This is a genomic window from Microbacterium sp. EYE_78, from assembly GCF_023149035.1.
In the GTDB taxonomy this organism is placed as follows: domain Bacteria; phylum Actinomycetota; class Actinomycetes; order Actinomycetales; family Microbacteriaceae; genus Microbacterium.
Window position 1 is genome coordinate 301,545 of sequence record NZ_JAHXMY010000002.1, and the last position, 18,770, is coordinate 320,314.

The following is an 18,770-nucleotide window of genomic DNA, read 5'->3' on the forward strand; positions in this document are numbered from 1 at the left end:
CGCCGGGATGCCGACCAGTCGATAGCGTCGGGGGATGTCCCGCAACACGCGTCTGTTCGCCTGCACCCCTGACGACGTCTTCGCCGTCCTCGCCGACGGCTGGCTCTTCCCTTCCTGGGTGGTGGGTGCGTCGCGGATGCGTGAGGTCGCCGAGTCGTGGCCGCAGGTCGGATCCCGCCTCCACCACTCGTTCGGCGTCTGGCCGGTCCTCATCGACGACGCGACCGAGGTCCTCGAGTACGAGCACCCGCGGCACATCGTCCTCCGCGCGAAGGGGTGGCCCATGGGCGAGGCGCGCGTGGACATCCAGGTGAAGCCGCACCCGGAGGGCGCCATCGTCCGCATCCAGGAAGAGGCGGTCGCCGGTCCCGGGGGTCTCGTGCCCAAGCCGCTGCTCGACATCCCGCTGCAGCTCCGCAACGCCGAGACGCTCCACCGACTCGCCTACCTGGCCGAGGGGCGTGCGAGCAGGCCCACCGACGAGACCACCGCCGAGGACGAGGGCGTCGGCGAATGACCGACCGGAACCTCGACGCGGTCGTCGTCGGGTCGGGCCCCAACGGCCTCGCCGCCGCCGTGACGCTCGCGCGGGCGGGCCTGGCGGTGCGGGTCTACGAGAAGGGCGACCAGCTGGGCGGTGGTGCGCGGACGGCGGAGATGACGCTCCCCGGCTACCGGCATGACGTCTGCTCGGCGGTGCACCCGCTCGCGTTCGAGAGCCGGTTCTTCCGCGAGTTCGGGCTCACCCGCCGGGTGGAATTCGCCGTCCCGGATGCCTCGTTCGCGCAGCCGCTCGACGGTGGCCGAGCGGCCATCGCCTACCGCGACCTCGATCGCACCGCCGACACGCTCGGACGCGACGGCGATGCCTACGCACGTCTTCTGCGTCCGCTGGTCGAACGGGCATCGCAGGTCGCGGACTTCACGGGGCATCCGCTGCTCCGCCTGCCCCGCCACCCGTCGGCCGCCGTCTGGTTCGGACTGCGGGCGCTGGAGCAGGGCGGCCCGGCGTGGAACGCGCGGTTCCGGGAGGATGCCGCGCCCGCCCTGCTGACCGGCGTCGCCGCGCACACCATCCTGTCGCTGCCGAGCCTCGCCGCAGCGGGGGCGGGGCTCGCGCTGTCCACCTACGGGCACGCACGCGGATGGCCGATCCCGATCGGCGGCAGCCAACGGATCGTCGACGCGATGGCCGCCGACCTCCGCGCCCACGGCGGCGAGATCGTGACGGGCCACGAGGTGCATTCGCTCGCCGAGCTGCCGCCCGCCCGAGCCGTGCTGATGGACGTCATCCCGCGGGACTTCCTGCGCATCGCCGGCGATGTCGTGCCCGCCGGCTACCGCGGGGCACTCGAGCGCTTCCGCTACGGCGGTGCGGTCGCGAAGGTGGATTTCGCGCTGTCGGGGCCGGTGCCGTGGCGGAACGCGGAGGTCCGCTCCGCCGGGACGGTGCACGTCGGCGGCACGCGCGGTGAGATGGCGGCATCCGAGAACCTCATCGCCCGCGGCGGCCTGCCGGACGCGCCGTACGTGCTCGTCGCCCAGCCGTCGGGGTTCGACGCCTCGCGGGCGCCCGCAGGTGGACACACGCTCTGGACGTACACGCACGTCCCCTCGGGCAGCACGGCCGATCGCGCCGAGGCCGTCATCCGGCAGATCGAGCGGTTCGCCCCGGGGTTTCGCGACCTCATCGTCGCGGTGAACTCGCGGAACGCGGTCGAGGTCGAGGCGGAGAACCCCAACTACCCCGGCGGCGACATCGCAGCGGGCGCCCCCGCACTCTGGCAGCTGCTCAAGCGTCCGGTGGTGTCCGCGGACCCGTGGCGCACCCCGGTCGACGGGGTCTACCTGTGCTCGGCGTCCACGAGCCCGGGCCCGGGCGTCCACGGGCTCGCCGGGTGGCACGCCGCGCGGTCGGCCCTCCGGCACACGTTCGGCACCCGGGTGTCGCCGGATCTGTCCCCGCGGTGACGCGCGCCTAAACCACTTCTCGGGCCGAATCAATCCCCTCCCCGGTGCGGCGGTGCCGTCCATAGCGTGCGCGTCACGCGCCCGTGTGGGCGCTTCGCACCAGGAGGCTCACATGACACACACGACGCGACGCGGGCTGCTCGCCGGCGGTGGAATGCTCGCAGCGACGGCGCTGCTCGTCGGCTGCGCCGTCGGCACCGGCGGTCAGGGAGACGGCGACGCCGACTACGGATCGGACACCGAGCTCACGGGCGAGCTGCAGGTCATGGGGTTCAGCGGCGTCGACGAGGTCGCCACGAGCCGCATGGAGCTGGCCGAGGAGCAACTCGGCGCGGACGTCGACGTCTCGCTCGTCGAGGGCGAGCTCGACCTGCAGCAGTTCCTCTCCGCCGTCGCGTCAGGTGAGCCGCCCGCCGTCGTCTATGCGAACCGCAATCAGATCGGCTCGCTCGCGGCCCGGGGCGCCATCGTCCCGCTCGACTCCTGCATCGACGGCGAGGGCATCGACACCGGGATGTACGTCCCCGCCGCCCTCGACCAGGTGACCTTCGACGGCTCGGTCTACGGCATCCCCGAATTCAACTCGATCCAGATCACGATGGCCAACGCCGACCTCCTCGCAGATGCCGGCCTGAGTGTCGAGGACGTCAACGGCTCGGACTGGGAGGCGATGCGCGCCGCGAACGACGCCCTCGCCGCATCGGCGGGCGGTCGCCTCGAGGTCATCGGTGTCGACAGCAAGCTGCCCGAGTTCCTGCCCCTGTGGGCGAAGGCGAACGGCGCGGACCTCATCTCCGCGGACGGACGCACCGCACAGCTCGACGACCCGGCCGTCGTCGAGGCGCTCGAGTGGGCGGTCGGCATCTACGACGCGCAGGGCGGCTTCAGCGACGTGAAGGCGTACCGGGACTCCGCGGACTTCTTCGGCGAGGGCAACCAGTTCGCGACCGGCGTCCTCGGTGCGATGCCGATGGAGCAGTGGTACGTCAACGTCCTGAACGACGTCTCACCCGATGCGCCGCTCGCCTTCGACACGGTCCGCACCAGGAACGGCGACACCGTCGCCTACGCCTCGGGATCGGCGTGGGCGATCCCGTCGGGGAGCCCCAACCCCGAGGCTGCGTGCCGCTGGGCGCGCGCGATGACCTCGCTGGAGGCGTGGGAGGCCGCGGCGAATGCGCGCCTCGAGCTCCGCGAGGCCGACGGCAAGCCGTTCACCGGGATCCTGACCGGCAACGCGGAAGCGGATCGGATGATCCAGGGGATGGTGACCTCGGGCGGCGAGCCGTGGGACACCGCGGTCGAGGCCATGTACGAGGCGAACGAGGCATCCTTCTCCCTCCCGGCCAACCCTGCCGACGCCGAGTTCACGACAGCGATGCAGGATGCCGTCAACAGGGTGCTGAACGGGCAGGCCGAGCCGGCCGCAGCGCTCGCGCAGGCGCAGGAGTCGGCGCAGAAGGCGCTCGACGACGCCTGGTCGGAGCTCGAGGAGCGCTGAGGTGACCACCGTCACGGCGGGGGCGGACCGCACCCGGTCCCGCCGCCGCGCCTCACGTCGCAACACCGGCTCGGCACTGCTCTTCCTCTCGCCCTGGATCGTCGGCTTCGCGGTCTTCACTGCGTGGCCGCTCATCTACAGCGCCTACCTCTCCTTCACCGACTACGACGTCATCAACGATCCGTCCTTCGTCGGCTGGGAGAACTACGCCCTGCTCTTCGAGGACCCGAAGGTGGGGCTCGCGCTCGCGAACACCTTCACCTTCATGGTCATTCAGGTGCCGGCCTACGTGATCGTCTCGCTGGCCCTCGCGGTGCTCCTGAACAGCGCGGGACGGTCGTCGGGCTTCTTCCGGACGATGGTCTTCCTGCCGAAGATGACGCCGCCGGTGGCCGTCGGCATCCTGTTCCTCCTGCTGTTCAACGGCCAGAACGGACTCATCAACGCGGGGCTCGAAGGCGTCGGCGTCGACGGGCCGGCGTGGACGACCGACCCCGCGTGGGTGAAGCCCGGTCTCGTGATCATGAGTCTGTGGACCGTCGGGTCGTCGGTGATCATCCTGCTCGCGGCGCTGCAGTCGGTGCCCGAGGAGCTGTACGAATCCGCGCGACTGGACGGTGCGGGACGCTGGCACCGGTTCCGTCACGTGAGCCTGCCGCTGATCAGTCCGGCGCTGTTCTTCATCGTGGTGGTGAACACCATCGCGGGACTGCAGACCTTCGACGAGGCGTACACGGCGTTCTTCGGCGCCGGCAACTCGACGTACAGCAACGATGCGGCGCTCTTCTACGTGATCTACCTGTTCCAGCAGGCGTTCCAGTTCCTCAACATGGGGTACGCCTCCGCCATGGCCTGGCTGCTGTTCGTCCTCATCATGGCCGTCACCGCCGTGCAGCTGATCGTCTCGCGGCGACTCGTCTATTACGAAGGAGGCGGGCGATGACCGGCCTCATCTCGGGCTCGGCAGGAGCGGCGGCGGCCGACGGGCGGGATGCGGCATCCGTCCCGGACCCCGTCGGGACCGCGCCGCGTCGCCGTCGCCGACCGAAGGCGTCGCGCGTCGTCTCGATCGCCCTGCTCGTCGTCGTGACGATCGCGTTCGCGTACCCGTTCGTCTGGCTCGTGAGCGCCTCGTTCAAACCGCGCGGCGAGGTGTTCGACAACAAGCTCATTCCCGACACCTTCACGCTCGAGAACTACGCCCAGGTCTGGCAAGAGGCGCCGCTGGCCCTCTGGCTCGTGAACACCCTCGTGGTCACCGCGCTCGCCGCGGTGACCGTGACGATCTCGAGCTCGATGGTCGCCTGGGGGTTCGCCTACTTCCGCTTCCGCGGACGGAACGTGCTGTTCGGACTCGTGCTGGCCTCGATGATGCTGCCCGGTGCGGTGACGATGATCCCGACGTTCCTCATCTGGAACTCGCTCGGCTTCGTCGGGACCCTCGTGCCGATGTGGGCGCAGAACCTCTTCGCGAGCGCCTTCTACGTCTTCCTGCTGCGGCAGTTCATCCTCACCCTGCCGCGCGAGCTCTTCGAGGCGGCCCGTGTGGACGGCGCGAGCCAGTGGGCCGTGTTCTGGCGCATCGCGGTGCCGCTGCTGCGGCCGACGCTGGCGGTCGTGCTCGTCTTCGAGGTACAGGCGGCCTGGACCGATCTCATGCGAGGGCTCATCTACCTGCGCGACTCGGCGACCTTCACCATCCCGAGGGGGCTGAAATCGCTCGTCGACGCCTTCGGGTTCGGCGGTGAGTGGCACTGGGAGATCATCGTCACCGCGAGCGTCATCGCGACGGTTCCGATGATCATCGTGTTCTTCCTCGCGCAGAAGCAGATCATCCGCGGGATCAGCACGTCGGGGCTGAAGGGCTGAGGCTCAGCCCGCGAGCAGGCGTCGCAGGTGCCGGCCGACGGGCTCGGTCTCGATGAGGAACCCGTCGTGCCCGAAGTCGCTGTGCAGCACGACGGTCTCGTCATCGATGGTGGTCCGGATGCCGCGACTGATGCGGTGCTGTCCCTCCACCGGGAACAGCCGGTCGCTGTCGATGCCGAGGACGAGCGTCCGCGCGGTCACCCGGGCCAGTGCGTCCTCGACGCCGCCGCGGTCCCGGCCGACGTCGTGCGAGTTCATCGCCTCGACGAGGGTGATGTACGCGTTGGCGTCGAAGCGGCGGGTGAAGCGGTTGCCGTGGAAGTCGAGGTAGCTCTCGACGGCGTAGCGGCCGCCCTCGCCGAACGGGCTTTTCTCGGACTGCCACGAGCGCTGGAACCGCTGATTGAGCTCGGTGGGGGTGCGGTAGTTGAGCAGCGCCATGCGACGAGCGAGGGACAGCCCGCGATGCGGACCCTCGCCGTCGGGCGCGTCGTAGTACTGCCCGCCCGCGAAGCGCGGATCGGTCTGGATCGCTGCGAGCTGCACGGAGTTCAGGGCGACCTGATCGGCGGTCGTCGTGGGCGGCGAGCACAGGACGCCCAGTCGCTCGACGCGTTCGGGGTGCCCGACGGCCCACTCGAGGGCGTGCATGCCGCCCATCGAACCGCCGATCACCGCCGCCCACACGTCGATGCCGAGCGCATCGGCGAGCATCACCTGCGCGGCGACCTGATCGCGGATGGTGAGGAACGGGAAGCGGGAGCCCCACTCGTAGCCGTCCGGGCCGATGCTGGCGGGACCGGTCGACCCTTGGCATCCGCCCAGGATGTTCGGCGCGACGACGAACCATCGCTCGGTGTCGATCGCGGCCCCCGGCCCGACGATGTCGCTCCACCAGCCGTCGGTGGCGTGACCGGGCCCTGCGTCGCCGCAGACATGACTGTCGCCGGTGAGGGCGTGCAGGACGAGCACGGCGTTGTCACGCGCGGGGGACAGCTCGCCCCACGTCTCGAACGCGAGACGGATGCCGGGAAGCCCCGCCCCGCTCTCGGTCGTGAACGCACCGAACTGCGCGAAGCGGCGGTCGCCGACCGGGTCGCCGTCCCGCCATGCGCCGGTGGCGGGCGGGCGCCCGAGCAGGAGGCGCGCGTCGGCCTCGGTCACCGGCGCCGAGGGCACCGTGTCCTCCGAGGTCTGCCAGTCCATGCATCCATTCTCCCGGGCGTGGACACGGCCCGGCGGAGTGTTACGCGGCCGGGTGCCGGCGCCGGACGCACGACACCCCGCCGCGGTCGGACCCGGGCGGGGTGTCGGTCTCCTGAGGAGGGGAGGATCAGGCGCGCGCGGCCTCCGAGACGCGGCGTGCGGCGGCGAGGGCCTGCTCGAGGTCGGCCTTCAGGTCGTCGACGTTCTCGAGTCCCACCGACAGGCGCACGAGCCCCGGCGTGACGCCCGAGGTGAGCTGCTGCTCGGGGGTGAGCTGCGAGTGGGTGGTGGATGCCGGGTGGATGACGAGCGAGCGCACGTCGCCGATGTTCGCGAGGTGGCTGAACAGCGTCAGGGAGTTGACGAACTCGCGACCCGCCTCGACGCCGCCCTTCAGCTCGAACGAGAGCACCGCGCCGACGCCCTTGGGCGCATAGCGGTTCGCTGCGGCGTACCACGGCGAGGTGGGCAGGCCCGAGTAGTTCACCGACGCGACGTCGGTGTGGTTCTCGAGCCACTCGGCGATCTCCTGCGCGTTCTGGACGTGCCGCTCGATGCGCAGCGACAGCGTCTCCACGCCCTGGATGAGGTTCCACGCGCTCTGCGGCGAGATCGCGGAGCCGAGGTCGCGCAGCAGCTGCACGCGCGCCTTGATGATGTAGGCGAGGGCGTCGCCGACGGCCGCGGTGTAGACCGCGCCGTGGTACGACTCGTCGGGCGTGGTGAGGCCGGGGAAGCGCTCGGAGTGCTCCGACCAGGGGAAGGAGCCGCCGTCGACGATGACGCCGCCGATGGTCGTGCCGTGGCCGCCGAGGAACTTCGTCACCGAGTGGACGACGATGTCGGCGCCGTGCTCGAACGGACGGATCAGGTACGGGGTCGCGATCGTGTTGTCGACGATCAGCGGCACACCGGAGGCATGGGCGACGTCGGCGACCGTACGGATGTCGAGGACGTTGATCTGCGGGTTGCCGATCGTCTCGGCGAAGAAGAGCTTCGTGTTCGGGCGGACCGCGCGGCGCCACTCCTCGGCGTCGTCCTGGTTCTCGACGAACGTCGTCTCGATGCCGAGCTTGGCGAGCGTGTACTTGAAGAGGTTGTACGTCCCGCCGTAGATCGAGCTCGACGACACGATATGGTCGCCCGCCTGCGCGATGTTGAGGATCGCGAAGGTGGAGGCCGCCTGACCGGACGAGACGAGGAGGGCGCCGGTGCCTCCCTCCAGGCCCGCGAGACGCTGCTCGAGGACGTCCTGCGTCGGGTTCTGGATGCGCGTGTAGATGTTGCCGAACTCGGCGAGCGCGAAGAGGTTCGCGGCGTGGTCGGCGTTGTCGAAGACGTACGAGGTCGTCTGGTAGATCGGCGTGGCACGGGCCTTGGTGACCGGGTCCGGAGCGGCGCCGGTGTGGATCTGCTTGGTCTCGAAGCGCCAGTTCTCGGGTGCGGACATGACGGGCTCCCTGCGTCTGTGGGTGAGCGAATGCGGACGGGGTGCGCCGAATCGGATGCGGCGGTCCCGACGACGACGTTACGAGGGCGGCGCGCGGACGACAACGACCCCGTTCACGGGGCGTAACCTGCGTGGTCCGGCGGCGGCGGGGGAATGGCTAGCGTGGGGGCATGGCGAATCGACGTGCAGTGGTGACCGGGGCGAGTTCGGGGATCGGGGAGGCGGTCGTCCGGGAGCTGCGGTCGCGGGGCTGGGACGTGGTCGGCGTCGCCCGTCGCGCCGCCCGGCTCGAGGCGCTCGACGCCGAGGTCGGCTCGCAGTCCTACGCCGCCGACCTCACGAACGAGGCGGACGTCGACGCCCTGGCCGCCCACCTCGACGACACCGGACCCGTGCACGCCCTCGTCCACGTCGCGGGCGGCGCCCGGGGGACCGACCGCGTCGAGGACGGCGACCCCGCGGACTGGCGGTGGATGTTCGAGGCGAACGTCCTGTCAGCCCAGCTGCTCACGGCGGCGCTCCTGCCGCAGCTGCGTCGGGCGGCCCACAGCGACGGGCACGCCGACACGGTCTACGTCACCTCGACCGCGGCGACCACGGCCTACCCCGGCGGCGGCGGATACAACGCCGCCAAGGCGGGGGAGTCGATGCTCGTGCACGCGCTGCGCCTCGAGTTGAACGGCGAGCCCATCCGCGTCGTCGAGATCGCACCCGGCATGGTGCAGACCGAGGAGTTCTCCCTCAACCGGCTCGCGGGCGATCGCGCCGCCGCGGAGAAGGTCTACGACGGCGTCGCCGACCCCCTCACCGCCGGCGACGTCGCCGACGTCATCGCCTACGCCCTGGGCGCTCCCGCGCACGTCAACCTCGACCTCGTGACCATGCGCCCGGTCGCGCAGTCGGCGCAGCACCTGCTCGCGCGCGGGCCGCTGCATCCGCGCAACATCGAGGACTGACCCGCGGGTCAGGCGACGGGGGCGTCGGCGAAGGCGACCTTCGGTACGGCCATGAGGAGGATCGCCGCGAGGAACCCGCCCGCGGCGCAGATCGCCCACACCGTCATGTAACCGCCCAGGCTGCTCGCGGTCTGGCCGGCGACGGCGCCGACGCCCGCGGCCAGGACGACGCCGAAGATCGCCGACGAGAACGCCCCGCCCACCGTCTTGGTCGTGTTCGTCATGCCCGACGCCTCGCCGGTCTTGCCGAACGGCGCTGCTGCGGCTGCCGCCGCGGGCATCGCGCCCACGAGCGCGCCGCATCCGATCCCCGCGATGGAGAGGTTCAGCAGCACCTGCCACACCTCGACGTGGAACGGCAGGAACAGCGCGTATCCGACTCCCACGAGGACGGCGGCGACGATGAGGACGATGCGGGGGCTGAGCCGGCGTGAGGTGGCGGCGAAGCCGACGGCGCCCACGATGAGCGACACGAGATAGAGCCCGATGACGTAGGAGCGCTCGGTCGCGTCCAGCCCGAGACCGTACCCGAGAGAGCTGTCGGTGCCGGCGTAGGTGGACAGCGGTCCCTGGGCGCCCAGCAGGCTGATCCCGACGAGGAACGCCGTCGCCTGGACCGGCCACATCTCGGGCTGTGCGAGCACTCGCATGTCCACCACTGGATTGGCCTGCCGCAGCTCGTGGCGCACGAACCACACGAGCACTGCGACGCCGAGCACGAGGACGAGTGCGACGCCGGCCCAGGCGACCCCGCCGAGCTGCAGCTCGCCGATGAGCCGCATCCACGCCAGCGCCCCCGTGATGAGCAGCAGGCCCCAGGCGAGCAGGATGACGCCCCTCGTGTCGAGGGACCGCACCCCGCTGGGGGTCGACTCCGGGACGAAGATCCAGATGATCACCGCGACGAGGGTGACGCAGACCGCCGGCACCATGAGGGTGAGGGTGAGGTCGCCGCCGGTAGCGGCGTAGACGCGCCCGGCCGCGAGGGCGCCGATGATCGCGCCGGCCTCGAGGCCCACGACCAGCAGACCCGCTGCGCGCCGGGTGAGGGACACGCCCCGGTTCTGCTGCCGACCGCGTTCGAAGATGAGGGCGATCTCGAGCGGCAGCCAGACGACGTAGAAGCCCTGCAGCGACCAGAACAGCAGGAACGTCCAGAACGAGTCGGCGAAGGCGAGGCCCCACGACGCCAGGGCGGTCAGGACGGCGGCCACGAGCAGGATCCGCTTGTGCCCGAACATGTCGCCGAGCTTCGCAAGGATCGGCACCACGATCGCGCACAGCAGGAGCTGCCCCGCTTCGAACCAGTTGACGTCCGCGTCGCGGATGCCGAGCTCGATGACGATGTCGCTGAACAGCGGCACGTAGAAGCCCTGCAGGATGCCGCTGACGATCTCGACGACGATGAACCAGCCGATGAGGCCCGCGGTGATGCCGAGCGCGGACGAGCGCAGGGCCGACGACCGTGTCGGGGAGGGCAGGGGCGGGATGCCGGTCACGAGGGGGAGCCTAGCGGCGCTCGCGGCCTAGGCTGGGAAGGACATGGACGAAGGGATGCCGGTGACCACCGAGCGCGAGACGTTGACCTGGGACGGCTTCGGCGACGCGTCCCGAGACCTGGCACGACGCATCCTCACCGACGGGTTCGAGGCCGACGTCGTGGTCGCCATCGCCCGCGGCGGGCTGCTGCCTGCCGGCGCCATCGCCTACGGCCTCGGGGTGAAGAGCTGCGGGGCACTGAACGTCGAGTTCTACACCGGCATCGGCACGGTCCTCGAGGCCCCGGAGCTGCTCCCGCCCGACCTCGACCTGGGGTACCTCCCCGGCAAGCGCGTGCTGCTCGTGGACGACGTCGCCGACAGCGGCCGCACGCTCGCCCTCGCGGTGCGGATGCTCCAGGAGGCAGGAGCGGACGTGCGGTCGGTCTGCATCTACACCAAGCCCGGCTCGATCGCCGTGCCCGACTACTCGTGGCGCGAGACCGACCTCTGGATCGACTTCCCCTGGTCCTTCCGCGGCACCGTCGCGCAGGAGGACGCGGGCCTGCCGGCCGGGGCATGACCGCTCGCACGCTGACCGAGCTGGCGGCCGATGGGCTGATCCACCCCGAGTGGGCGGACTCGCTCGCCCCCGTGGGTGCCGACATCGCCGCGCTCGGCGAACGACTCCGCTCGGACGACCGCGGGTACCTCCCCGCCGGCGACCGGGTGCTCCGTGCGTTCTCCGCACCGCTGTCGCGTGTCCGGGTGCTGATCGTCGGCCAGGACCCGTACCCCACGCCGGGGCACGCGATCGGTCTGTCGTTCGCGGTCGAGCGGCACGTCCGTCCGCTGCCGAGGAGTCTCGCGAACATCTATGCCGAGCTCGAGGACGACCTCGGCATCCCGCGCGCCCTGCACGGCGACCTGTCGGCGTGGACCGATCAGGGCGTCATGCTGCTCAACCGCGTCCTCACCGTCGCGCCCGGCGAGGCGGGGTCCCACCGGGGGTGGGGCTGGGAGCAGGTCACCGAGCACGCGATCCGCAGCCTCGCCGGTCGCGGCGGACCCCTCGTGGCGATCCTGTGGGGGAAGGATGCCGCGAACCTCCGGCCGCTGCTGGGTGAGACGCCCGCCGTGGTGTCGCCGCATCCGTCCCCACTGTCGGCCAGACGCGGCTTCTTCGGATCCCGGCCGTTCTCACGGGCGAACGAGCTGCTCGTCCAGCAGGGCGCGGACCCGATCGACTGGCGCGTGCCCGCGGCGCTGTGAGCGGTGCAGTCGGGGCCTAGGCTGAGCACATGCTGGAAGAGGAGTACGAGCGCGACCGTCGGCGCCTGCCTCGTCACCTCCGCCGCCGCGCCGAACCCGAGGCATCGTTCGCCTTCGAGCTGCGTCCGGCGCTGCGCACCGACATGGCGGACGTCCGCGAGATCTACAACTACTACGTCACCAACTCCGTCGTCACCTTCGACGAGAAGCGATGGACGCACCGGCAGTGGGTCGAGAAGTACGACTACCTGACGAAGCTCGGCCTGCCCTTTCTGGTCGCCGTCTCACCGACGGGGCAGGTCCTCGGCTACGGACTCGTGTCGCCGTGGACGGGCAAAAGCGGGTTCCGCTACACGGTCGAGAACTCGATCTATCTGGGGCAGGCGGCCGCCGGCAAGGGCCTGGGCAAGGCACTCCTCCAGGCGCTCATCGAGGCGTGCGAGGAGAAGGGCATCCGCGAGATGGTCGCCGTCGTGAGCGACAAGGGAGCCGAGGCCTCGCTCGCGCTGCACGAGCGGCTCGGCTTCGTCGAGGTCGGTCGCATGGGCAAGGTCGGCTTCAAGTTCGGACGCTCGCTCGGCACCATCTACCTCCAGAAGCATCTGACGCCGAAGAAGAAGGATTCGCTGCTGACGAAGCTCCGCGTGCGCTGACCCGAGCGCTCACGCGGCGTGGGGCGGCACCGGTTCGCCGTCGGCGCGCACGCGGTCGATGAGCTCGCGCCAGGGGCCCGCGGCATCCGTCTCGGACAGCAGCGCGCGCTGGTCGGCGTCTCCGCGCGCGGCGGCCACCTCCCACGCGAACCGGTCCGCGCCCGCGGTGGGACTGCTCGCGACGGCCTCGGCCGCGTGCACCGCATCCCAGGGGCAGGCGTCGACCAGCGGCGTCCACGCCTCGGTGTCGGCGCCCTCCGCGAGCACGCGCCAGGCGCGGCGGATGCCGGCGAACCCGCCGGTGCGCACGACCAGGATGGTCAGGCGTTCAGTCGGCTGCGACATCCTCCACGACCCCGACGCTCGCCCACGCGGTGCGGACGGCGACGGCCTCCTCAGAATCCTCACCGTACTCGCCCGACGCGGTCCGCGCCGTTGCGGCCGCGAACTGCGCGAAGGTCGTCGAGGGCGAGAGCGACCCCGAGGTCAGGGTGAGGTACCAGATGCGGCCGGCGCGTTCCCAGGCGTAGCCGCCCAGGGCGGTCGCGACGAGGTGGAACGCCTTGTTCGGGATGCCCGAGTTGATGTGCACGCCCCCGTTGTCGCCCGAGGTCTCGACGAAGTCGCGCATGTGGGCGGGCTGCGGGTCTTTGCCGAGGACATCGTCGTCGTACGCGGTGCCGGGCGCGGCGAGGGAGCGGAGGGCCGAACCGGTGACGGCGTCCGTGAAGATCTCGGCGCCCACGAGCCAGGTCGCGGCATCCGCCGTCTGTCCGCGGTGGTGCTGCTCGGTGAGCGCGCCGAAGACATCGGCGATCGACTCGTTCAGGGCGCCCGACTGGTTCGAGTAGTCCAGGCCGCCGGCGGCCTCGATGACGCCGTGGCCGAGTTCGTGCGCGATCACGCTGAGCGAGCGCGTGAACCCGGCGAACACCTCGCCGTCGCCGTCGCCGAAGACCATCCGCTGGCCGTCCCAGAACGCGTTGTCGTAGTCGCGGCCGTAGTGCACCGTCGCCAGCAGCGTCCCGCTGCGGCCGTCGAGTCCGACCCGTTCGAACGCCTCCCAGAAGAACGCGAACGTCGCGCCGAGGCCGTCGTAGGCCTCATCGACCGCGGTGTCGCCGGTCGGCGCCGCGCCCTCGGCGCGTGCGGGCGTGCCGGGGAGTTCCTCTCGGTTCTGCGCGTCCGACACGAGTCGGTCGGCATCGGGGGTGGCGGACACGACCAGGGTGTCGCCGTCGACCGAGAGGTCGAGGTGGGCGGGGAGCGGGGCGTAGGGACGCGCGACGGCGAGCGTGGCGCGTGCGGCTGCCACGGCGGCGGGGAATCGTTCGGCCGGAGCGGCCGCGAGACGGGCGAGCAGGTACGGCGGGACGATGGGATGCATGCGGCCACGCTAGCCGCATCCTCCGACACGCCGGTCGTCAGCCTCGCGGGTCGATGACCGGGATCGATGCGAGCAGGCGGCGGGTGTAGGCGACCTGCGGTTCGAGCAGCACCTTCTCGGTGGGGCCCTCCTCGACGATGCGTCCGTCCTTCATCACGACGACGTCGTCGCAGAGGTTCTGAACGACGCCGATGTCGTGGGAGACCATCACGAGCGTCAGGCCGTCGCGTTCGCGCAGGTCGCGGAGGAGCCCCAGGATCTGCGCGCGCACCGTGACGTCGAGGGCGGACAGGGGCTCGTCGCCCACGAGGACGTCCGGGCGGTGCACGAGCGCGCGGGCGAGCGCGATCCGCTGCCGCTGACCGCCGGAGAACTCGTGCGGGAAGCGCTCCGCCGCGTCGGCGGGCAGGTCGACGTCGGCCAGGACCTCGCGCACCCGCGCGCGGTGGTCGCCCTCGATGCCGAGGGCGCCGAGCGGCTCGGCGACGATGCGCCCGACGCTCATCCGCGGGTCCAGCGACGCGTACGGATCCTGGAACACGATCCCCGTGCGCCGGCGGAGCCAGTGCAGCGACCGCGCCGACGCACCCGCGTCCACCGGGCGGCCGTCGAATTCGACCGTGCCCGAGGTGGGGGCATCCAACCCCATCAGGAGTCGGACGAGCGTCGACTTGCCCGACCCGGACTCGCCGATGATCCCGAGGGCCGCGTGTGCGCGGACGTCGATGTCGGCGTCCTCCAGCGCGGTCGTCCACCGCGGCCGCTCGAAGGGCCGGGTGCCGGGGGTGCGGAAGCGGCGGGTGAGCTCGCGCCCGCGGATGATCTCGCTCATGCGTCCCCCCGCGGTCTCCACAGCGTCGCGGTCGCATCCCGCAAAAGCCCCTGCGTCACCTCGGACGCGGGTGCGGTCAGCAGCGTCGTGAGCGGTCCGCGCTCGACCGCGCGGCCGGCGTCGAGGACGACCGCGTCGGTCGCGACCTGCGAGAGCACGGCCAGGTCGTGCGTGATGAAGACGAGCGACATGCCGTCCTCCTCGACGAGCTGCTGCAGGAGGTCGAGCATCTCGGCCTGGATCGTCACGTCGAGTGCGGTCGTCGGCTCGTCCGCGATCAGCAGCCGCGGACGGCAGGCGAGGGCCATGGCGATCGCGACCCGCTGCCGCTGCCCGCCCGAGAGCTGATGCGGGTACCGCCTGACGATCTGCTCCGGCTCGGGCAGACGGACCCGGCGCGCCTGCTCGACCGCCCGGGCCGCGGCATCCTTCCGCGTCGCGCCGCGCTCGTGGATGCGGATCGACTCCGCGATCTGCCGGCCCACCGTGCGGATGGGGTTCAGTGCCGTCTGCGGCTCCTGGAACACCATGCCGATCTCGTCGCCGCGCAGGCGCGCGAGGTCGCGGTCGCGCAGGCCGACGAGCTCCCGGTCGTCCCAGCGGATGCTGCCGGACACCGTCGCCCCGTCGGGGAGCAGCCCGAGCAGGGCGAGCGCGGTCAGCGACTTGCCGGATCCGGATTCGCCGATGAGCCCGACGCGGGCGCCGCCAGCGACGTCGAGGTCGAGGCCGTCGACGACGCGGCGACCCGAGATGTCGATCGTGAGACCGCGCACGACGAGACTCATGCGGTCACCGCGGGGACAGGGGATGCCGCGGCGCGGCGGGCCAGCGTGGGGTCGGTGGCGTCGCGCAGGCCGTCGCCGAGCAGGTTGCAGCCGAGCACGGTGAGCGTGATCGCCAGCCCCGGCCAGACGACCGAGCCCGGATGCACACTGATGTACTGCTGCAGGTCGGACAGCAGCAGCCCCCAGGAGGGCTGCGTCAGCGGCGCCCCGAACCCGAGATAGGACAGGCCCGCCTCGGCGAGCACGGCCACCGCCATCCCCCAGGACAGCTGCACGATGAAGACGGGGGCGACGTTGGGGAGCAGGTGCCGCCACAGGTTCTGCGCGGGCGTGAGCCCCGCTGCGCGGCCGGCGAGGACGAAGTCGCTGTGCAGGACGCGACGGAGCTCGGGCCGGGTCACGCGGGCGATGTTCACGCCGAAGCCGATCCCGACGGAGACGACGACGACGAGCAGCGATCCGCCCCACACCGCCGAGATCATCATCGCGATCAGGAGGACGGGGAACGCGATGAGGATGTCGACGAGGACCGCCACGACCTCGCGCACGGGCCGCACCGTCAGCGCGCCCGCGACGGCGAGGGCGAGACCGACGAGGGTCGCGATGACGCCCGCGCCGACGGCGACGAGGACGGTGGTCCGTGCCCCGACCATGAGCAGGCTCAGGATGTCGCGGCCCGAGCCGTCGGTGCCGAGGAGGTGATCGCCGCCGGGTGTCGCCCAGCGGTTCGCGATATCGACGCGCTGCGGGTCGTGCGGCGTCCAGAACAGCGAGACGAGCGCCGTCAGCGCGATCACGGCGACGACGATCACGCCGAACCGCCCCGACGCCGTCGCCCAGAGCCGTCGCACCCATGCCGGTCTCATCGGTCTGCCTCCCGCTGTCGGGGGTCGAGGACGCGGTGGAGCAGGTCGACGAGGAATCCGATCAGCAGGACGAGCCCGGTGAGCACGAGGAGCTCGCCCTGGACCTTCACGAGGTCGCGGTTGCCGGTGTCCTCCACCAGCATCCGTCCGATGCCGGGCAGGCTGAAGAGCTGTTCGATCACGACGGCGCCGACCATGATGCCCGCGACCTGCAGGCCCAGGACCGTGACAATCGACAGGCCGACGCTCGGCAGCCCGTGCTGCAGGAGCGCCCGCGTGCGGGTGAGTCCCTTCGCCGCGGCGGTCCGCACGAAGTCCTGTCCCATCGCCTGGAGGGTGGCCGACCGCACGAAGCGCAGCAGCACGGCGCCCTCGACGACGCCGATCGTGATCGCCGGGAGCGTGATGGCGCGCAGCGCCGCCGCGGGGTCCGACCAGCCGCCGCGCGGGAAGCCCTGCGCCGGCAGCCAGCCGAGGCCCACCGCGAAGACGATGACGAGCATCATCCCGGCCCACACCACCGGCACCGCGGCGAGCGCCTGCGCGCCGATCGAGACCGCGATGCCGTCGGCGCGACGGTGGCGGACGGCGGCGAGGACCCCGAAGGGCACCGCGACCAGCAGGGCGATGAGCAGCGACAGGATGCCGAGGGGCACCGTGACCTCGGCCTTCTGCGCGAGCTCGGCGGCCACCGACGACCCGGTCAGCTGCGAGCGGCCGAGGTCGCCGGTGACGACGCCCGCGATCCACTCGCCGTACTGCTGGAGGAGCGGGCGGTCGAGTCCGAGCCCTTCGCGGATGGCGGCGATCTGCTCGGGCGTGGAGTTCACGCCCGCGATCAGCTGCGCGACATCGCCGGGGAGGACCCGCAGCGTCACGAAGATCAGCGCGCTGGCGACGAACAGGCCCAGCACCAGCAGGGCCAGTCTCGTCAGCGCGTAGCGGATCACCCCTCGCTCTTGGCCAGCTCGGCGACGTTCAGCCGCTCGTTGACGTTGACCGTCGGCATCCCGCTGACATCCGACCCGATCGCGAGCACGGACGCGCCGTTGTAGAGCCAGTCGGCGGCGTGGTCCTCGGAGACGATGCGGGCGGCCTGCGCGAGCAGGTCGGCGGCCTCCGCCTCGTCGGTCGATGCGACGGCCTGTGCGTACAGCTCCTGCACCTCGGGGTTGTCGTAGGTGAAGTAGTAGTCGGGGTTCGCCCAGTTCTCGAAGTCGCGCGCCTCGGTGTGGAGGACGAAGCTCAGTTCGTAATCCCGGTTGACGTAGACGTCGTTCAGCCAGGCGGGGAACTCGACGGGGTTCACCTGCAGCGTGATGCCGACGTCGCGCAGGTTCGAGACGAGGATCTGCGGGACGGTCGTGCCGTATGCCGACGGGATCGTCAGCGTGAGAGTGAGGTCCTCGGCGTCGGCCTCGGCGAGCAGGGCTCGTGCGGCCTCGGGATCGAAGGGGGCGACGTCGGAGAGGTCCTCGTAGCCCGGGTCGAGGGAGGGGATCGGGCCGTACAGCGTCTGACCTGCGCCGAGGGCGTCGACGATCGACTGCGTGTCGATGGCCTGGCGGATGGCCTGGCGCACGCGGACGTCGGCCAGGGGGCCCTCGGTCTGGTTGATGGCGAGCGTCCCCTTGTCGGTGGAGTCGCCGACGGAGAGGGCGAAGTCGCCGTTCGCCTCGATCTGGTCCTTCAGGTTCGCGTCGAAGCCGGTGAGGACGTCGAACTCCCCGGCGAGGGCGCCGCTGAGCGCCGCCTGGTTGTCGGGGACGTAGGAGAAGACGACCTCGGCGGCGGCGGCCGGCTCGCCCCAGTAGTCGGCGTAGCGGTCGAAGACGATGCTGTCGCCCTGACGCCACTCGCCGAGCTCGAAGGGACCGGTGCCGTTGGCGTCGGTCTGACGGTCGATGTCGTCACCCTCCTTGAGGATGAGCCCCGCGCGGCCGGTCAGGCTCCACAGGAGCGTGGAGTCCGGCGCGCTGAGGGTCAGCGTGATCGTCTGCCCCTTGGCGGAGATGTCCTCGACGTTCGCGAGCCGCGCGGAGTCGCGGAACTCGGCGGTGTCGCGCACCTGGGTGAGCGACCACACCACGTCCTCCGGCGTCAGCTCCTGGCCGTCGTGGAAGGTCACGCCCTCGCGCAGGGTGAACGTGTACGTCAGACCGTCGGGCGACACCTCGTAGTCGCTCGCGAGCGCGGGCACGATGTCCTGGTCGGGCGTGCGGGCGATGAGTCCCTGGTAGACGTTGTCGATCAGGATCTGGTCGAGCGCGGCACCGGCGGTGGTCCGCACGTCGAGGTTGCTCGGCTCGAGGACCAGACGGACGGCGACGGATGCGTCGGGGTCGGGGGTGCCGGCGGACTGCGAGGGCCCGGGCTGGGTGCCCGTGCAGCCGGCGAGCAGGAGTGCGCCGGCGGCGAGGAGGGCCGTTGCGGCCAGGGCGGAGCGGCGGAACATGTGGGGGGATCCTTTCGCAGGGAGCGCGGGCGTCGTCGCTGCCGACGCGGCCGCGGTGCTCGGGTGCGCGTTACAGCCTAGAGTCC

Annotated in this window: 19 protein-coding genes; 9 read left to right on the forward strand and 10 right to left on the reverse strand. The window is 71.4% G+C overall.

The features are described 5' to 3' along the window. Window positions 1-34: 34 nt before the first annotated feature. The 5 genes from KZX17_RS08460 to KZX17_RS08480 all read left to right on the forward strand — a co-directional run bounded on the left by KZX17_RS08460 (window position 35) and on the right by KZX17_RS08480 (window position 5,341). Window positions 35-517: an SRPBCC family protein gene (locus KZX17_RS08460; protein WP_248172073.1), complete on the forward strand. Its 483-nt coding sequence runs from the start codon at window positions 35-37 to the stop codon at window positions 515-517. Then, window positions 514-1,971, forward strand: a complete 1,458-nt coding sequence (locus KZX17_RS08465; RefSeq protein ID WP_248172075.1) for an NAD(P)/FAD-dependent oxidoreductase — start codon at window positions 514-516, stop codon at window positions 1,969-1,971. Before KZX17_RS08460 ends, KZX17_RS08465 begins: the two co-directional genes overlap by 4 nt. A 112-nt stretch (window positions 1,972-2,083) precedes the next feature. Then, a complete protein-coding gene (locus KZX17_RS08470; protein WP_248172077.1) occupies window positions 2,084-3,472 on the forward strand; it encodes an ABC transporter substrate-binding protein in 1,389 nt (462 codons plus the stop codon). A 1-nt stretch (window position 3,473) separates the two neighbouring features. Further along, complete coding sequence (locus KZX17_RS08475) at window positions 3,474-4,415, forward strand: carbohydrate ABC transporter permease (protein ID WP_248172079.1); 942 nt, start codon at window positions 3,474-3,476, stop codon at window positions 4,413-4,415. Next, entirely contained in the window at window positions 4,412-5,341 is a 930-nt protein-coding gene (locus KZX17_RS08480; RefSeq protein ID WP_248172081.1) for a carbohydrate ABC transporter permease, read from the forward strand. Before KZX17_RS08475 ends, KZX17_RS08480 begins: the two co-directional genes overlap by 4 nt. Window positions 5,342-5,344: 3 nt before the next feature. On the opposite strand, the gene KZX17_RS08485 is transcribed toward KZX17_RS08480, so the two are convergent. Together KZX17_RS08485 and KZX17_RS08490 are read right to left on the reverse strand one after the other, a co-directional pair. Further along, entirely contained in the window at window positions 5,345-6,547 is a 1,203-nt protein-coding gene (locus KZX17_RS08485; protein WP_248172083.1) for a homoserine O-acetyltransferase, read from the reverse strand. 127 nt (window positions 6,548-6,674) lie between these two features. Further along, on the reverse strand, window positions 6,675-7,997 hold the full coding sequence (locus KZX17_RS08490; RefSeq protein WP_248172085.1) for a bifunctional o-acetylhomoserine/o-acetylserine sulfhydrylase: 1,323 nt from the start codon (window positions 7,995-7,997) through the stop codon (window positions 6,675-6,677). Between the two features lie 170 nt (window positions 7,998-8,167). Here KZX17_RS08490 and KZX17_RS08495 point away from each other — a divergent pair, with 170 nt between their 5' ends. Beyond that, window positions 8,168-8,953 carry an SDR family oxidoreductase gene (locus tag KZX17_RS08495; protein ID WP_248172087.1) on the forward strand — a complete coding sequence of 262 codons (786 nt, stop codon included), beginning with the start codon at window positions 8,168-8,170 and terminating at the stop codon, window positions 8,951-8,953. Window positions 8,954-8,961: 8 nt separating this feature from the next. On the opposite strand, the gene KZX17_RS08500 is transcribed toward KZX17_RS08495, so the two are convergent. Next, a complete protein-coding gene (locus KZX17_RS08500) occupies window positions 8,962-10,407 on the reverse strand; it encodes an MFS transporter (RefSeq protein ID WP_248174759.1) in 1,446 nt (481 codons plus the stop codon). Between the two features lie 88 nt (window positions 10,408-10,495). Here KZX17_RS08500 and KZX17_RS08505 point away from each other — a divergent pair, with 88 nt between their 5' ends. Genes KZX17_RS08505 through KZX17_RS08515 form a run of 3 tightly spaced genes read left to right on the forward strand, consistent with a single transcriptional unit; the run spans window position 10,496 to window position 12,356 of the window. Then, the gene (locus KZX17_RS08505; protein ID WP_248172089.1) at window positions 10,496-11,014 is read left to right on the forward strand and encodes a phosphoribosyltransferase; all 519 of its coding nucleotides are present in this window, start codon (window positions 10,496-10,498) and stop codon (window positions 11,012-11,014) included. Beyond that, window positions 11,011-11,703 carry a uracil-DNA glycosylase gene (locus KZX17_RS08510; RefSeq protein WP_248172091.1) on the forward strand — a complete coding sequence of 231 codons (693 nt, stop codon included), beginning with the start codon at window positions 11,011-11,013 and terminating at the stop codon, window positions 11,701-11,703. Before KZX17_RS08505 ends, KZX17_RS08510 begins: the two co-directional genes overlap by 4 nt. 29 nt (window positions 11,704-11,732) lie before the next feature. After that, window positions 11,733-12,356, forward strand: a complete 624-nt coding sequence (locus KZX17_RS08515; protein ID WP_248172093.1) for a GNAT family N-acetyltransferase — start codon at window positions 11,733-11,735, stop codon at window positions 12,354-12,356. Between the two features lie 9 nt (window positions 12,357-12,365). Here the strand turns inward: KZX17_RS08515 and KZX17_RS08520 are convergent, their stop codons facing one another. Genes KZX17_RS08520 through KZX17_RS08550 form a run of 7 tightly spaced genes read right to left on the reverse strand, consistent with a single transcriptional unit; the run spans window position 12,366 to window position 18,684 of the window. Next, complete coding sequence (locus tag KZX17_RS08520; RefSeq protein WP_248172095.1) at window positions 12,366-12,701, reverse strand: protealysin inhibitor emfourin; 336 nt, start codon at window positions 12,699-12,701, stop codon at window positions 12,366-12,368. After that, window positions 12,685-13,743 (reverse strand): M4 family metallopeptidase, encoded by a 1,059-nt coding sequence (locus tag KZX17_RS08525; protein ID WP_248172097.1) that lies wholly within the window; start codon window positions 13,741-13,743, stop codon window positions 12,685-12,687. The genes KZX17_RS08520 and KZX17_RS08525 overlap by 17 nt, the downstream gene beginning before the upstream one ends. Before the next feature lie 37 nt (window positions 13,744-13,780). Beyond that, the gene (locus KZX17_RS08530) at window positions 13,781-14,575 is read right to left on the reverse strand and encodes an ABC transporter ATP-binding protein (RefSeq protein ID WP_248172099.1); all 795 of its coding nucleotides are present in this window, start codon (window positions 14,573-14,575) and stop codon (window positions 13,781-13,783) included. Next, window positions 14,572-15,363 (reverse strand): ABC transporter ATP-binding protein, encoded by a 792-nt coding sequence (locus KZX17_RS08535; protein WP_248172101.1) that lies wholly within the window; start codon window positions 15,361-15,363, stop codon window positions 14,572-14,574. The genes KZX17_RS08530 and KZX17_RS08535 overlap by 4 nt, the downstream gene beginning before the upstream one ends. Continuing rightward, window positions 15,360-16,229 carry an ABC transporter permease gene (locus KZX17_RS08540; RefSeq protein WP_248172103.1) on the reverse strand — a complete coding sequence of 290 codons (870 nt, stop codon included), beginning with the start codon at window positions 16,227-16,229 and terminating at the stop codon, window positions 15,360-15,362. The genes KZX17_RS08535 and KZX17_RS08540 overlap by 4 nt, the downstream gene beginning before the upstream one ends. Then, window positions 16,226-17,179, reverse strand: coding sequence for an ABC transporter permease (locus tag KZX17_RS08545; protein WP_248172104.1), 954 nt, complete (start codon window positions 17,177-17,179; stop codon window positions 16,226-16,228). Before KZX17_RS08545 ends, KZX17_RS08540 begins: the two co-directional genes overlap by 4 nt. Beyond that, a complete protein-coding gene (locus tag KZX17_RS08550; protein WP_248172105.1) occupies window positions 17,176-18,684 on the reverse strand; it encodes an ABC transporter substrate-binding protein in 1,509 nt (502 codons plus the stop codon). The genes KZX17_RS08545 and KZX17_RS08550 overlap by 4 nt, the downstream gene beginning before the upstream one ends. Between the last annotated feature and the right edge of the window lie 86 nt (window positions 18,685-18,770).